Raw genomic sequence first — 14,263 nt, forward strand, 5'->3', positions numbered from 1 at the left:
ATCGCAATGGCCGAGGAGGCCCGGCAAGATGTTCTCAAGCGCAAGGTGGAAGCCGGGCGGAACTCCGCTCCGGCCAGCCAGACCGTTTTGCCCGCCAAGGCGCTGTCGAGCGCCCTGAGCAAGGCCGCGGAGAAAAGCTTCGGGCTGGCCGTGGTGGCCACGAGCTGCTCGGAGCGAATCGTCTCTCTCGCCGATCTGTTGGAACGCCTGCCGGAACAGGGGCTTCTGGCAGTTTTGGAGGGGCCGGGCGATGGGCAAGGCCTGCTCTCGATGGACGTCAAGGCGCTCTCCGCGATCATCGAGAAACAGATGACCGGTGCCGTCTCCCAGTCGTCGCCGCCGTCGCGGCGGGTCACGCGGACGGATGCGGCGCTCGCCGCCGATCTCATCGATGCGATGCTTCAACGTTTCGAGGCCACGCTTGCGGGGCGGCCGGAGGCCCGTTGGGCGAGCGGCTTTGGCTATTCGAGCCATGTCGAGGATCTGCGCCCGCTGGGCCTGTTGCTGGAGGAGATCGACTACCGCGTGTTCGGGCTCTCGCTCGATTTCGAGATTGGCACGCGGGAAGGGCAGCTCCTGCTTGCGCTCCCGGCGGAGGGGCGCAGCGATGCGCTGGCGCTCCCCGAGCCGCGCATTTCATTGGAAAAGCCGGCGGACCCGGAATGGGCACCCGGTCTCGAAGGTCTCGTCCTGGAGGGCGAGGTTCGGCTGGAGGCCATCCTGCATCGTTTCAAACTACCGATCTCCGCAATCCCAACGCTCAAGGTGGGCGATGAAATCCCGATCCCGCTTTCCGCGATAGACAATGTGCGGCTCACCGGAACGGAGGAGATCCCGCTTGGCCGCTGCCGGCTCGGGCAGAGCCTGGGCCTGCGCGCGGTTCGGCTGGGGGCGGGCGAAGCCGGGGCAGAACGACCTCAATCCGGGATGTCGAACCTGATCGGTGCCGGCGCGGGCGGGCTTGCGCCGCTGCCGCGTGCGGCCTTACCCGATCCGGTTGGGTTGGACGATGAGGCGTTCGCGGCGGCACCGCTGGCGGAGGGCGGGTTGCCCGATATCGGTCTCGAGCCCATGGCGGCGCCGATGGACCTGTCGGCATTGCAAGGATTGCCCGATATCTCCTGACGGGTGCAGCTTGTGGACCTTTCGTCGGCCGACCGGCCACGTTGCGGGGGACCTCCCGCTTCAAGCAGTGATCGACGTCATTCGGGTCAAGATCGCTATGCGCCCGGCGGCAGCGCTCAGGCGTCGCACCTTGCTTGGGTTGGGCAGAAACGGGAGCCACCGACCGCGACGAAAATGCATACTGGAAGGTGCTTGTCCTGCGTGGCGTCCCGCGGTCACGTGGATGGTGTGCAGTAGGGGCGGCGCGAGGGTCACATTTGCGCGGCGGCTTCGAGTTGCGGGCGCAGGGCCGCCAGCGGGTAGCCGGCGCGGTTTGCCGTCTCCAGCAGGTCTCCAATCGGAAGCGTTTTGACGGCGCCGAACATCCACACGATGGTCGAGCGCGTTCCAGACGCGCAATAGGCCAGAACCGGCCCCTCGGCCATTTCCAGCGCTTCGCGCTGCCGTGCCACGTCGCGCACGAAGTTCTCGCTTTGCGAGAGCGGGATTTCGATGAATTTAAGCCCCGCTGCCTGCGCGGCGGCAGCAATGTCAGCGGCGCGCAGGCCCGGAACGATTTCCTCATCCGGGCGGTTGCAGATGATCGTGCCGTAGCCCGCCGCCGCGATCGTGGGAACGTCGTCTGGTGTGATCTGTGGCGACACCGAATAGGCATCTGTCAGAGCGCGAATATCCATGCGCCTTGATCCGTTAACGCAAAGGGGAAATCAAGCCGTGAATTGAGTTGATTTGCGTCAAGGACGCATCCGCGCAGGCGTCTTAGCCTGTTTTGCCAATGCTTGGCGCGGAGGAATGAGCTATGACCAACATCCAGGAACGCAAGGCGCAGCTTGAAGCGCGACTGGCCGCGCTGGATGTGAAGCTGCACGAGATCGACGCCGAACTCGACAGCCACCAGTCCCGCGACTGGGAGGAACTGGCCGTCGAGCGCGAAACCGACGAGGTTTTGGAGGGCGAAGGGCGCGCGGGCAAGGTGGAGATCGCCGCGATCCGTGCGGCGCTCGAACGGATCGAAAACGGCAACTACGGCGAATGCGTGCAATGCGGTGAGGATATCGCCGAAGCCCGGCTGGACCTGCTTCCCTATACTCCGTTCTGCGCCGAATGTGCCCGCAATCTTAGCCGTTGACCCCCCACGACCGCCGCTCTTGGCCTTGTCTTCCCGGCCCGTCGCGGCTTTGATGCCTCGGAGACAACAGGCTTAAGGGGCAGCGCAAGGTGGAGCGGCTGAAGCTCGAACATTCCGGCAATGTGCTGGTCGCACGGTTGGAAACGCCGCCTGGAAACGCGCCCGATGCCCAGGGCCGCGCGGCGCTATCCAAACTCGTCAGCCAAACCCTGCCAGCATCGCGGGTGCGGGCCGTGGTGATGCTGTTCTCCGGCACTCTGACCGGGAAGGTGGTCCCCCCTCTGCCCTTGGACCCGGCCGCAGAGGACGGGCTTTGCGCACTGTGTTCTGCGTTGGAAATGCTGGAAATGCCCGTCATCATGGGGTTGCGCGGCGATGTGATCGGGGCCGGGGCGGAGCTTGCGCTTGCGGCCCATTTCCGTCTTGCCGAGCCCGACGCGCGGCTTGGCTGGCCCGATGTCGTGCGGGGCGGGATCGCGGCTGGAGGAGGCAGCCAGCGACTGGCCCGAATCCTCGGGGCGGAGCAGGCCTTGGAGCTTTTGCTGTCCGGCGCGCCGGTTGAGGCGCCGCAGGCGGTCGAGGTCGGGCTGGTCGATGGCGTGGTGCAAGGTGGTCTGGAAGGGGCGGCGGTCTCGCTTGCCCGCCGCTTGATGGAGGCCGGTGCCGGCCCCCGCCGCAGCCGCGAACGTACCGAGGGCTTCGCCGACCGGGCGCGCTTTTCGTCTGGCGTCGCGCAAATCCGGAAGCGATGGAATCCGCCGTCCAACTCGGCCGAGGCCCATCTGGTGGAATGCGTGGAGGCGGCGCTTGTCCTGCCTTTCGAGGCCGGACTTGCCTTTGAACTGGCCGCCGCGAAGCAGGTGAACCGTTCCGACGCCGCGCGGGCGCTGGAGCATGTGCTCAAGGCGGAACGTGCCGTACCGCAGACCGGGGATGCCGCGACGTGTCCGCTCGGTTCGGTTGCCATTCACGGCGCAACCCCGCAAGCGGCGGATCTTGGGCACGCCCTGTTGGCGGCGGGTCATGAAGTCGTGCTGTCGGATAGCGACGCCGGGCGTCTGCGCGCGGGGCTTTCCCGGATCGGGGCACAGGTTGCGGCGGCGATGTCCGCTGGTCTGCTGGATGCAGCCGGGCGGGCCGAGCAGCTTGCCCGCCTGAGCAGCGCCTGCGCGCCGGGGCCGTGTGATCTGGTCCTTTACGGCAGCAGCGCCCCCCGTAGTGAAACCGCGAGCGGCATTGTCGGTTTCCTGCGCGAAGGCACCGTCACCCCGCAGCTGACAAACGCCGCATTGGAGGTGGGCGACGCCTGTGCCCTGTTCCCGGCAGCCCCCGAAAATGCGTCCGGGATCGTGGAGATCCTGCCCGGGCTGCAGCTTTCACAGGCGGGGCTTGCGGCGCTGGTACAACTCGTGCGGGACCTCGGACGGCAACCGGTCGTGACCGGCAACCGTGCAGCAGGCGCCATGTCCGGCCGGCTGGCCGAAGCGCTGCTGCTGGCCGCCGAACACCTGTTGGAAGACGGGGCGACGCCGCGCCAGATCGATTCCTGCCTGGAGGCGGCGGGCTATGCGGAAGGACCGTTCCGGATGCTGGACCGCGCAGGGCTCCATTCTTTCCTTGCCCGTCGGCAGGCCGCCGCCGCTGGGCGCGACCCGCGCGACCGCCATGTGCCGGTTCTGGAGCGCCTTGCCGCCGCCGGCCGCTTTGGACGCGCAGCCGGGCAGGGGTTCTACGATTACCCCAAGGGCATCCCCGAAGGCGTGGCCTCCGGCGAGGTGGACGCGCTCGTGAGACAGTTGCGGGCGGAGGCCGGAGTCGTGGTGCGGGAGGTTTCGCCGGAGGAGATCCGCCGGCGCTGCCACCTCGCTCTGGTGCTGGAGGGCGTCCGCCTGTTGGAAGCAGGATGGGCGCGACGGGCCGCCGATATCGACCTGGTCGCAATCGGTGGGCTTGGCTATCCGCGGCGCAGCGGCGGGCCGATGTACGAGGCCGGTCGGCAGGGGTTGGCCACGCTGCGCGATCGCCTGGAGCTTTTGGCGAAGACCGAGGATGCGCGCTTCTGGACCCCGCCGGCCTATCTCGATCGGCTTATCGCTGCCGGGGGGCCGTCCGACGCGTGACCGGGCACCTGAACGGCGCGCGTCAGCCGAGGAAGATGCCGACGATCACCATCATCAGGCCGATGGCCGAGACGAAGAGCGAGCCGAGATTCCAGACCACGACCTTCTGAAGTTTTGCCCGCATCACCTCGTCATCGAGCTGCGCGCGCTTGGCCCGTGCCACCGTCACCACGCAGCCAATGATCCCGGCGAGCCCGGTCAGCGAGATCGCCGCCCCGATCCAGATCAGAATTTCCATGGTTCCCTCCCGCCGCCGGTTTTCTGCCTTCCTGCGCTACCGGCTCGCGGCTCCGGTTGCAACCGGCCTTGCGAGCGGGAGCGCGGCTGGTTAGATCAGGGCTTCGGCATCCATCGAATTCAACAGCGCAGGAGGCGCGGGCAGCCATGGACGACACGAGTATCGAGGCCACGAACGCAGGCGACGCCACCTACAAGGTGGCAGCGGGTGAACTGCGCCAGTTCATAGAGCGCTATGAGCGCCTGGAGGCGGAGAAGAAGGACATCGCCGAGCAGCAGAAAGAAGTCATGGCCGAGGCCAAGGCGCGCGGCTACGACACCAAGGTGTTGCGCAAGGTGATTGCGCTGCGCAAGCGCGAGCCCGATGACATTGCCGAGGAAGAGGCGGTGCTGGAAATGTACAAGGAAGCTTTGGGTATGTCGTAGGTACGCCCTAATATACAGATATTTAATGAGAAAGATCCTAAGGCTGTGATATTGGATGTTTCTCGTCGTGAACGGATTGCCGAGCCAATGATGCAACCGGAAGTAACCTCTGGCGCAACTGGCTCGGCCTGTATGATCGGCGGTGTCGCATACCTTGCACCTGAGGCATGACTTTCCCTTTGCCCGTTGATGTCATGCCATGCGAAGGATTTCGGCGGTGCCGAGCGCGTTGAAGCGGTCCATGGGGGCGATGCTTATTTAGATTTCGGTGGCATGCCAGCGACGGGTATCGGCTTCTTCATGGTGCCCGTCTTGCCGCGCGGGGTCGCAAGATGAAGCCTTCCCACCAAGCGGAGCACAGCTGTTCAGAGCTGGCTCCTGATTGGCAGTATTCCGTAGACGCCTGACATGAACTTGCGCCACGCAGATCTTGAAGGCTCTTTTCTATGGGCTACCCAGGAACCGTCCTTGCCGCGGGCAAGCCATTCGATCTGGCCATTCTCGCCAAGCCGAAGCCTGTAGGCGACGTCCACGAGTGCGCGGTCGAAGTTCGCCATAGCGCGCTGAGCACTCTCCCGATCCTCCAGCAGGATTCCCATTTCGGTATTGATGAACACCGACCGCGGATCCCAGTTGAACGAGCCGATGAACAAGTAGTGTCGGTCGATCGTGAAGGCTTTGCTGTGAAGGCCTGAGAGCGATTGGCCGAGGCCGAGAAGCTCGCGATCCGGGCGAGCCTTGTCCGGCCGAAGCTCCCACAGCTCGACCCCTGCCTCAAGCAGGTCCTTTCTGTAATGCGCATAGTGACCGTGCACGGGTGTCACATCGGTGGAGTCGAGCGAGTTGGTCAGGATCCGAACCTGCACGCCACGTTCCTCCAGCGACGCCAGGAATTCCGTTCCCCTTTCGCCAGGAACGAAATAGGCGGATACCACGACCAGCTCGGTCTGAGCGGACTGGAAGTAGGGAATCATTGCGGCGAACAGGGTCTCTGTCGTGTCGGATCTGGAGTCGGCCTTTTCGGGCGGATCGGCCATGACGGTCGCCGGAACCCAATCGAGCACCAGGTCGCCGGAGTTCAGGGCGTCACGGATGCCTTGCGTCAGCGCATCTCCATATTCCGTTGTACGCGCCTGTTCGGCGAGCACCGACAGACGGCTCCTGGCCTCCCCGAGTGACAGTTTTTTGTCTCTGTTCCTGACCACGTCCGCGACCGGGATCGCGAAAGGGCTATTCCAATAGTCGTCGAAACTCCGGGAAACCTCGCGGGCGACCGGACCGGCCGCGAGAAGATCGAGATCGTCGTAATTGCTGTCGTCCCGGGCGGCGAAATACTCGGCGCCGATGTTTCGGCCTCCCACGACCGTGACCTGATTGTCGAAGGTCATGGACTTGTTGTGCATCCGCCGGGTGACCCGGCGAAAGTCGAACGCCGAGGCGATATTCTTGCCAAGGCCCCGCGCGAACGGATTGAAAAGGCGGATGTCGAAGTTCGGATGAGAACTCAGCGCGGCCGTCATGGCGTCGTAGCTACTGGTGTCCATGTCATCGACAAGAAGCCGAACACGCACGCCACGATCGGCCGCCTCCAACAGGGACCAGGTGAACAGATGGCCGGTCGGATCGTCGTGAAGCAGATAGTATTGCGCATCGATGCTCCGTTCGGCCTTTTCCGACAGCACAAGCCGAACACCCAGAGCTTCAGGGCCATCCACGAGCATGTGGATGCCCGAACGGCCGTCACCCGGATCGCCGAGGCCCTTTGACCGCTGCGCGAGAAAGGTCGTCCCGGTGTCCTCCGGAGCGAATGACGGGCTCTTTTGAACATTGGGCGGACTGCCAGCGCAGCCTGACAGAGCGACGCTGAAAGCCGTGGCCATCAACAGACGTGCCGGCACGCCCCGGAATTTCCGAGATGTCCCGAAGGCCGACATCGAGCCGGCCTTTGGATCTGCAATGGGAACGTCGAGCATCGCACGGCTGCCTTCAGTCATTCAGTAACCTCGGTCATGATCCGGCCGCTGGCGCCAGATGGCTGGCGAATGCCGAGATAGGCGGAGATTGTGAGGGCGACGTCGACAGTCTCGACGGGACGTCCTATCCGACCCTGCGGCACACCCGGGCCCATCCAGATGACCGGTACGTTGGTATCATAGCGCCATGGCGAGCCGTGCGAGCCGGTGACCGACTGGCCGTCGAAATCCGCGACGAACCAATGAGGTTCGAACACCACGTAGATGTCGCCCGAGCGGTCCTCGTTGAAATTGGCGAGCACGGCTTGGGTGACCGGTGTGTTGGCCACGGCGCCGGCACGAAGATCCTCGCTGGACACTGCGTAGGCGATGCCGGGGAACGCGCGCAACTCCTCCGCAACCCGGTGGGAGACCTCGCCAAGGTCGAGGCCCTTTTCTGCGATGACATCGCGATTGAGGTAGAGGTAGGGCTGGAAGAACTGGTCCACGAGGTCTTCGCCAACGCCGAATTCCGCCTTGAGCGCCAGGATCGCATCGTTTGTGTCAATGTCGTCGAAGTTGAAGTATTGCCCACCGATACCGAGCGCGTTCAGGTATCCCGGCGCTTCGGAAGCACCGTGGTCGGCCGACAGTACCACCAGCGTCCGATCCAACCCGACCTTCTCGTCGACGAAGGAAAGGAAGTCCGCAAGTGTCCGGTCGAGCCGATGCAGATTGACCTCGGATTCCAGGCTCGAAGCCCCGAAGAAATGGCCGACGTAATCTGTCGATGAAAAGCTGACCGACAAGTAGTCCGTCACGCCGTCCGTGCCGAGGTCTTCGGCGACCAGAAGCTCCTTGGCGAAGTCCGCCGTGATTTCATCCCCGGCGGGAGACACTGTCAGAAGCGTGGTGAAGTAATCCCCGTCAGCCGGCCCAAAGGGATGCGGGAACGTGCGGCCATAGCCTGGAAAATCGGTCTCCCACTCCATGTCGTCCGCATCGCCGAACAGATAGGTCGCGGGGTCTGCCCCAAGCTCCCAGGCGGTGTCCGCGTAGGCCAGCGGCATGCCCTTGGCATTCCAGGCATCAACCCAGTCGGGAAGGGCCTGCATGTAATAGGTGCTGGTGGTCATCTCGCCGGCAGCTTTCGAGAACCAGTAGGCCGTGCCTGTGTGGCCTGCCATCGTGATCGCGCCGCGGTCCTTTACCGACACGCCGAACACCTTGGCATTGGGCCCGAGTGACAGGGCGATCTCGTCACCGATGGTGGTGGTGCGGATGTTGCGGGGCGAGCGGCCCTGGGTCGTGGCGAGCTTTTGCGTCGGGTCGATCTCGGTCGCGGTATTCACGCCCCCACCTTCGCCAACCAGCGGATAGTCTGGATCCTCGACGTTGTAGACCAACTCGCCCGAGGCCCGGTCCAGCCAGACATTGGCGACCATACCGTGGATCGCCGGATCGGTGCCGGTGGCAAGCGTGGCGTGGCCGACCACCGTTTCGGTGTTGGCATGGCGGTGATGGGCATCGACGAAGAAGGCGCCTTCGTCGAGCAGGCGACGGAAGCCGCCTTCGCCAAATCCTGCCGAATAACGGTCGATCAGATCAGTGCGCAGTTGGTCGACCGTGATCTGAAGGACCAGTCGGACCGGTTTGTCCACGTCCTGTGCCGTCGCGGTTTTTGCCGCAAGCAATGCCGCCAAAATGGTTGCCAAGTGGTTTTGCATCATTCTCTCTCCCCGTTTCGCCGGTCATTGGGTCGCAATCTGCTCAGGATGCCGGTCCCGTTTACCGGCCAATGCTCGTTGACCGTCGCCCCGCGCAGGGGGCGTCTTGTGACCATACCATCAGGACGCCCGAGTTCAGAACTCCAGTACCTCATTGGCTGCCCCTGGTCAGCGCATTAGATCCGAGACGATGCCGATGGCCTCGAGCACCGTGGCTGTGTCGCGGGCAACCCGGTAGACATCATTGTCGTAGCGCACATAGCCCTGGCCCGGCATCAAAGGCGGAAGACGCCAGCGGTCATAATCGTCGATCCAGACGTAGTCGCCGGAGAGTTTGTCGCCCTTGCGATAGATCTTCTTGTACTGTCCGGGCGGCATCCCACCTGGCTTCTTGGCCAAACCGGGCGGGGTCCCTTTGGCCTTGCCTGGCGGGATGATATAGGCCTTTCCGGGCTTCTTGTTGTCCGCAATCGCCGGCCCCGCCAACGCCGTAAGGGCGACGGACAAGGCCAGTATGAGTGTGGTTCTTGTGGTCATGATCATCCTCCGATCCTGTCTTCCCCGGATGAGGGTGGTTGAGGAACGCCCGGGTCCATCCGGATCTGCTCCCGAGCCTCTTTCCAACGTGCCAAGGCGCAGCAAAGCCTCCATTACGCGGGCTCTGCGGCCGGTAACTTCCACCTGCCGTCGAGGATCTCCTCCCGGGGCTGGTACATCCGTACAGCATAGTTCCAGCCGGGCGTTACCGGAATGCAGTTCACGCGCTCATCGCCGCAGTCGCCGAAATGCAGCGTGAAGGCGCCGTCCTCATTCGGCTCGGTGGAGAAATTGTTGTAGCTGTTCACGCCCAGACCGTTCGCCTCGAGATAGCCCTCGGCATTGTGGACGGTCACCGACCCGAAGGCATCGACAGGAACATCCTTGACGGTGACCTTGCAAGGTGTTTCGCCGTCGGTTTTGTCAACGCAGCCGAGCACGTAGGACGCTGCTCGGATGGGATCGACTTCACCTTTGGTTCCGAGGACGCCGGAGTTGGAGGTGCCGAAGCGCGCGAGTTCGACTGGGGCCTTCACAAGGCCGTCGAAGGTCTCCACGTCGAGCGTGTGGCTAGCTCCGCCAACAAAGACCGCATTCATGTCGTGGTCCTGGTTGATAACCTGCGCGGAAATGTATCCCGCGCCCGTGTCCGGCAGGATCAACGTCGCACCTTCGCCGATGTCGATCACCGCGATGCAGTATAGGGTGTCGCAGTTCATCCGGATCGTAGCCTGCTGATCGATCGGCGTGGGCGTGCGAATATGGACAAACGCATTTACGCCGCCAGACAGCGAAAGGTATTTTCTGAACGCGATATCTGAAGCCGCACGCACGAAATTGTCCAACGGCACGGAAATCTCGCGGCCGTCGAGAAAGCCCCGAAGGTTGTCCGAGGCGTTCTGCGTGGTCGCAGGGGAAACTTGCGCGATGGCCATCGTGATGGCGACGGGACCAAAAGTAAGGGTTTTGCGCATTTTCTTCCCCTTCTTCCCTCACATATCGGCCGCAGCGATTGGCAGCACGTTCAACACTCCAGATCCGCCGAGGACAGCTGTGCTCTGTTCATGAAAGACACGGCGCGCGGCCGGACTCGCCGGTGGTTGTTTTCCCACAGCAGCACACCGGGGTGGCGGCGCGGTCTTTGGCGATCGCTGCCGCGTCGGTGCGTGCTCCTTTTGCGGCGGTACACATCGGGTTCGAGCCTCCCGAGACTGTAACAGAAAACGCTGCAGGGTGCTTGGCAAGGGCGTTGCCACCGTTTCCCTCCCTTCTCAAATGACACGCAGCGCAGCGTCACGCGGGCCTCCATTGACCAAAGCGATCGTCTTGTTGGGGCGCCGGTACGAGGTACTGTAACCCGGCGCCCCTCCTGTCCTGAATTTCGAGGCATGTTTTGCCTAGATGCCTGTCCGCTCGATCCAGGATTTGGTGAGTGTTCGAATGCAGGCCAACGGCCTTGCATTCATTGCCTCAGCCCCGCGCTTCTTCGAAGGCGGCCAGCAAGGGTTGATCCGGAGTGTCGATGCAGGATTCCAGAGCGGCATCGGTCGCCGCCGTCAGGGCGGGCGTGTCAAACGTCATCTCCGCCATCTTGCCGCTCATGAAGCCGTGCATGTAGACGAGGACAAAATCCCGCTCCTCCCCGCCACGCATCAACAGATCGCGGCAGGTGAACTCCTCGACCTGCCAGATGCCGTCGCCGTCAGTGTCCTGGGCGGTGGCGCCGCCACCGACAACGCAAAGCAGTGCGGCAGCGATCGGTCCTGTTGCGAACTTGATCTTCATGGTCTTCCTTTCCATCGATTTCGGTCTCGCTGCGGTCACTGGTAGATCACGCCGCTCAGACAGCCGTGGTAGTACTTGTTGTAGAGGTTGTTGCGATCTGCGGCGCCTGCCACGCTCCCGACCACCGCACCGACAGCCGCCCCCTTTTGCCGGGAACTCAGTTTTCCATCAGCAATATGGCCAACCGCAGTGCCGGCGGTCGCGCCCGCCACCGCGCCGCCAATGGCACCGCCCGATTTGCGGTTGGCGCGATCACGCGCATAGGCCTCGCAGTATTGTGGTGTGAACTGCGTCTGCGTCTGTGCGTCAGCAGGCTGCGGGGCCATTGGTCCCGTCAGTAACAGCAACGCCGCTAAAACGGCTGCCGGAGTTCGGATACAGATCGGCATGGGTGGTGTCTCCTCATATTCTGTCCCGCCATCAAAGCGAGAGCGAAAGAGCGGTTCGCGCAGGATCCCAACGATCAAGTTGTCTGGCATCCATGAGGTTTCGCTCCCTCGCGCCCGATCGGGCGCGAAAGAGCTGCGGCAGGTCATTTCTCGAGCAATATATTGAGCGCGTTGAGCTTTTTCTCGAACGTTCCGGGGGCATCCCGCAATGCATTCAAGACCGCGATCGCATTTTCCTTGGCTTCAGCCGAAAGCTCGCTGCCTTCGATTGCCTCGGTTGCCGCGGCAAAATCAACGCCTTCCTCCGTCAGGATACCCTTCGCTCGCCACTCCGCGAGAAAACGAGTCAACTCCTTCTGAGTTTCCTGAGAGGTCTGGGCCACCCGTTCAGCCACGTCAGCATAGCCTTCGGCAACCTGACCCATAATGCCGCCGACCGCTTCTCGAGCGGCATCCGAAGCCGCCTCGACGGATTCTTGCGTGGCGTCGCGAATTTCTTCGGCTGCCTTGTTCAATCTCTCTTCCGGCGTTGGTGGAACGGGTTCAGGTTGATTGAGGAGAAACACCAATGCGCCCACAATCGCAGCTCCCAAAACTGCTCCCAAAAGTACCTTGCTCATTTCTTTTTCCTCCAGGCAATGGGGCTAGCCCGGCGTGTACCAGATGGGCGATGTGTAGGCGCGCTCCTGGTGGGTTGGCTCCACGAAGTCGGGCAGCTCGAGGCCGAAGAGGACCGCGTCGTAGGTGGTCCAGCGGGGTGTCGGAATTTCGAGGACGCGCACGTAGTAGAAGGCGCGCAGGGCCGGGTCGAAATCGGGATCTTGCCAATGCGTATCGAGGAACGGTGCGCCGATTGCGTTGGTATAGGTCGCGGTGGTCACGTCCACCGTGTTGCCCAAATCGCCATCGCAGGCGCCGTCAATGATCGCACGTCCGTCCGAGCAGGCCACGTCATAGATCCGCTCCTGGGTTTCGCCAGAGGCATCGACCCAGCCCTTGACGACTTGCACACGGTCGAGATTGGCTGCGTCGGGGTCGCGCAGGGCCCGGATCAGCAGGCCGGGAACGGTGCCCTCGGCAAGTCCGGTCAATTCGCCGCCCATTGGCACACCGTTCTCATAGCCGTATGCCGCAAAATCGGAACGTACGAGATCATCAGCGCCAAACCCGGTTCCCGCGAAGACGCGCACGCGCAGGCGGGTTCCGGTTGTGGCATAGACTTCCTTGTTGTTGAGGGAGTCCCAGATTGCCTCGCGGGTGTTTTCGCGCGCCCAGACAGCAGCAACGCCGGAAGCAAGGCCGATGCCGTGAATCTGGTCATCGGCGGGATCGTCGGGTGTGAGGCGGCCGGTTATCTCTTCCTCCCAGCGCAGCACGTCGCCGGTCGGTTCGACCATCGGAGCCTTGCCGAAGAAATTGTCCTCCTGCGCGGTCGACAGGCCGGTATGCGAATCCGTCGAGCCGACCATGCCGAACTTGAACGGGTTGGCGCCAAGTTTGGCTTCGTAGGCCATGCCGCGCTTCAGCGCCTCGCGGGCATATTCCCGTGGCAGCATCTCGGGGGTCTTGAGCTCTGGACCAAAGCTGCCGACATCCCATGTTCCGTAGTCTGCGAAGGCGTCATCGGGCGACAGCATCGGGTGCGCCTCGCCGTCGCCCTTGATCTGGGTGACTTCGTACAACGGCTCCCACCGCATCCGGCGCTCGGCATAGGCGGCGTCGATCGGGGTCTTGTCCGTCAGCGTGACGTCATCGAACATCAGGCCATTCGACAGATTGCCATTGTGAGGAATGGCCAGCACCTGCCCGCCGGTCAGCGTTTCGTACCGCTCCATCCAGTCCCAGAGATCTTCCGGGTCGTCACTGTCATAGGCGCTGAAGGGGACAACCTGATCGGCCTCTGCCTTGCTATCCCTGAAAATGAGGTTGCGGTGCAGGTTGTTGCCGTCGGGGCCGGACGTCCATTCATAGCCGATCAGGGCGGTGAACGCACCAGGATCGTTGTGCTGTTCGGCGGCCTCGGTAATGCGCTCCCACATGGTCTGGACAAGCGGGCTGTCAGCCAGTGGATCGCCGCCACTTGGACCGGACGAGAATGCGCTGCCCCAGTAAACATAGGCTTCGTCCTTGGCCTCCTTGGTCCGGGGCGAAAAGATGTCGCTCAACCCGGCGGCCCATTCGTTGCCCTCGAGAAGCGGGCTGTCTTCGTCGAGCGCGATATAGAGACCGAGGTTCTCGGCGTGGTCGGCAACAACCAGGAAATCCAGCGGTCGCTGCAGGCGCGCCGGGATGCCGTTCGACGACGTGACGACCTGCCCCTTGGCAAAGCGATAGGCATCGTCAGGTGTGGTTGTTGCACCGGTAAGTCCTGCATCGGCGGAATATGCGGTGTGCAGATGCGTATCGCCGAAGAGTACCTGGTTGGGATAATCGTGCTGCAGATACGGCGCGTATTCGGTATCCGCACTGGGCGAAAGCGTGCCAACGTCCTGGGCCGCCGCCTGGGCGGCCAAGGTGACGCCGGCGAGCGTCGCGAGAGATAGGTAGTGCATGGCGCGTCTCCTTTTGCCTGCCTAGGGTCTAGTTCGACATTGCTGTCTGGCATTCCCGCAGCGCTTCCAGCGCGGCCTTCGTGCCGGTCAGGTCGATATCGTACGCCCGATCCGTTTCGGGATTGACGGTCATCGTCTGCAGGTTCGCGATGTCGTCGATGAACTTGGCTCTGTTGGCGACGGCGTAGCCACCGAAGTAACCGTCTCTCTCAGCGCCGACGGCATCGCCACCGTAGACCGTTTCCCCAAGTTGGAACTGGACATGGCGCTTTTCATCCGGCTGG

Annotated in this window: 14 protein-coding genes and 1 pseudogene; 4 read left to right on the forward strand and 11 right to left on the reverse strand. The window is 63.1% G+C overall.

Going from position 1 to position 14,263, the window contains the following annotated elements; genetic code table 11:
• The first annotated feature begins 6 nt into the window (after positions 1-6).
• Positions 7-1,125, forward strand: coding sequence for a FliM/FliN family flagellar motor switch protein (locus AX756_RS18385; protein WP_068315111.1), 1,119 nt, complete (start codon positions 7-9; stop codon positions 1,123-1,125).
• 251 nt (positions 1,126-1,376) lie between these two features.
• Here the strand turns inward: AX756_RS18385 and AX756_RS18390 are convergent, their stop codons facing one another.
• A complete protein-coding gene (locus AX756_RS18390; RefSeq protein ID WP_068315115.1) occupies positions 1,377-1,802 on the reverse strand; it encodes a protein tyrosine phosphatase family protein in 426 nt (141 codons plus the stop codon).
• 122 nt (positions 1,803-1,924) lie between these two features.
• Between AX756_RS18390 and AX756_RS18395 the strand changes: the two genes are divergently transcribed.
• Complete coding sequence (locus tag AX756_RS18395) at positions 1,925-2,254, forward strand: TraR/DksA family transcriptional regulator (protein WP_068315118.1); 330 nt, start codon at positions 1,925-1,927, stop codon at positions 2,252-2,254.
• Between the two features lie 89 nt (positions 2,255-2,343).
• The gene (locus AX756_RS18400; protein ID WP_068315121.1) at positions 2,344-4,374 is read left to right on the forward strand and encodes a 3-hydroxyacyl-CoA dehydrogenase family protein; all 2,031 of its coding nucleotides are present in this window, start codon (positions 2,344-2,346) and stop codon (positions 4,372-4,374) included.
• Between the two features lie 22 nt (positions 4,375-4,396).
• Here AX756_RS18400 and AX756_RS18405 read toward each other — a convergent pair whose 3' ends face one another.
• Complete coding sequence (locus AX756_RS18405) at positions 4,397-4,612, reverse strand: hypothetical protein (RefSeq protein WP_068315124.1); 216 nt, start codon at positions 4,610-4,612, stop codon at positions 4,397-4,399.
• 146 nt (positions 4,613-4,758) lie between these two features.
• Between AX756_RS18405 and AX756_RS18410 the strand changes: the two genes are divergently transcribed.
• Complete coding sequence (locus AX756_RS18410; protein ID WP_068315127.1) at positions 4,759-5,037, forward strand: DUF2312 domain-containing protein; 279 nt, start codon at positions 4,759-4,761, stop codon at positions 5,035-5,037.
• A 365-nt stretch (positions 5,038-5,402) separates the two neighbouring features.
• On the opposite strand, the gene AX756_RS18415 is transcribed toward AX756_RS18410, so the two are convergent.
• The 9 genes and pseudogenes from AX756_RS18415 to AX756_RS26110 all read right to left on the reverse strand — a co-directional run.
• On the reverse strand, positions 5,403-7,031 hold the full coding sequence (locus AX756_RS18415; RefSeq protein WP_231701095.1) for a phospholipase D family protein: 1,629 nt from the start codon (positions 7,029-7,031) through the stop codon (positions 5,403-5,405).
• Positions 7,028-8,719, reverse strand: coding sequence for an alkaline phosphatase family protein (locus AX756_RS18420; RefSeq protein WP_068315130.1), 1,692 nt, complete (start codon positions 8,717-8,719; stop codon positions 7,028-7,030). The genes AX756_RS18415 and AX756_RS18420 overlap by 4 nt, the downstream gene beginning before the upstream one ends.
• Positions 8,720-8,884: 165 nt before the next feature.
• Positions 8,885-9,253 carry an RcnB family protein gene (locus AX756_RS18425; protein ID WP_156461560.1) on the reverse strand — a complete coding sequence of 123 codons (369 nt, stop codon included), beginning with the start codon at positions 9,251-9,253 and terminating at the stop codon, positions 8,885-8,887.
• 113 nt (positions 9,254-9,366) lie between these two features.
• Positions 9,367-10,227 (reverse strand): DUF1214 domain-containing protein, encoded by an 861-nt coding sequence (locus AX756_RS18430; RefSeq protein ID WP_068315136.1) that lies wholly within the window; start codon positions 10,225-10,227, stop codon positions 9,367-9,369.
• A gap of 496 nt (positions 10,228-10,723) precedes the next feature.
• Complete coding sequence (locus AX756_RS18435) at positions 10,724-11,038, reverse strand: HdeA/HdeB family chaperone (RefSeq protein ID WP_068315139.1); 315 nt, start codon at positions 11,036-11,038, stop codon at positions 10,724-10,726.
• Between the two features lie 35 nt (positions 11,039-11,073).
• A complete protein-coding gene (locus tag AX756_RS25730) occupies positions 11,074-11,427 on the reverse strand; it encodes a YMGG-like glycine zipper-containing protein (RefSeq protein ID WP_163887305.1) in 354 nt (117 codons plus the stop codon).
• Between the two features lie 143 nt (positions 11,428-11,570).
• Positions 11,571-12,047, reverse strand: a complete 477-nt coding sequence (locus AX756_RS18445; RefSeq protein WP_156461562.1) for a hypothetical protein — start codon at positions 12,045-12,047, stop codon at positions 11,571-11,573.
• Positions 12,048-12,071: 24 nt separating this feature from the next.
• Entirely contained in the window at positions 12,072-13,979 is a 1,908-nt protein-coding gene (locus tag AX756_RS18450; RefSeq protein ID WP_068315149.1) for a DUF3604 domain-containing protein, read from the reverse strand.
• 28 nt (positions 13,980-14,007) lie between these two features.
• Positions 14,008-14,263, reverse strand: a pseudogene (locus AX756_RS26110) (hypothetical protein); the annotation flags it as partial.

The sequence above is a fragment of the Aliiruegeria sabulilitoris genome (genome assembly GCF_001558155.1).
GTDB lineage: Bacteria > Pseudomonadota > Alphaproteobacteria > Rhodobacterales > Rhodobacteraceae > Tropicimonas > Tropicimonas sabulilitoris.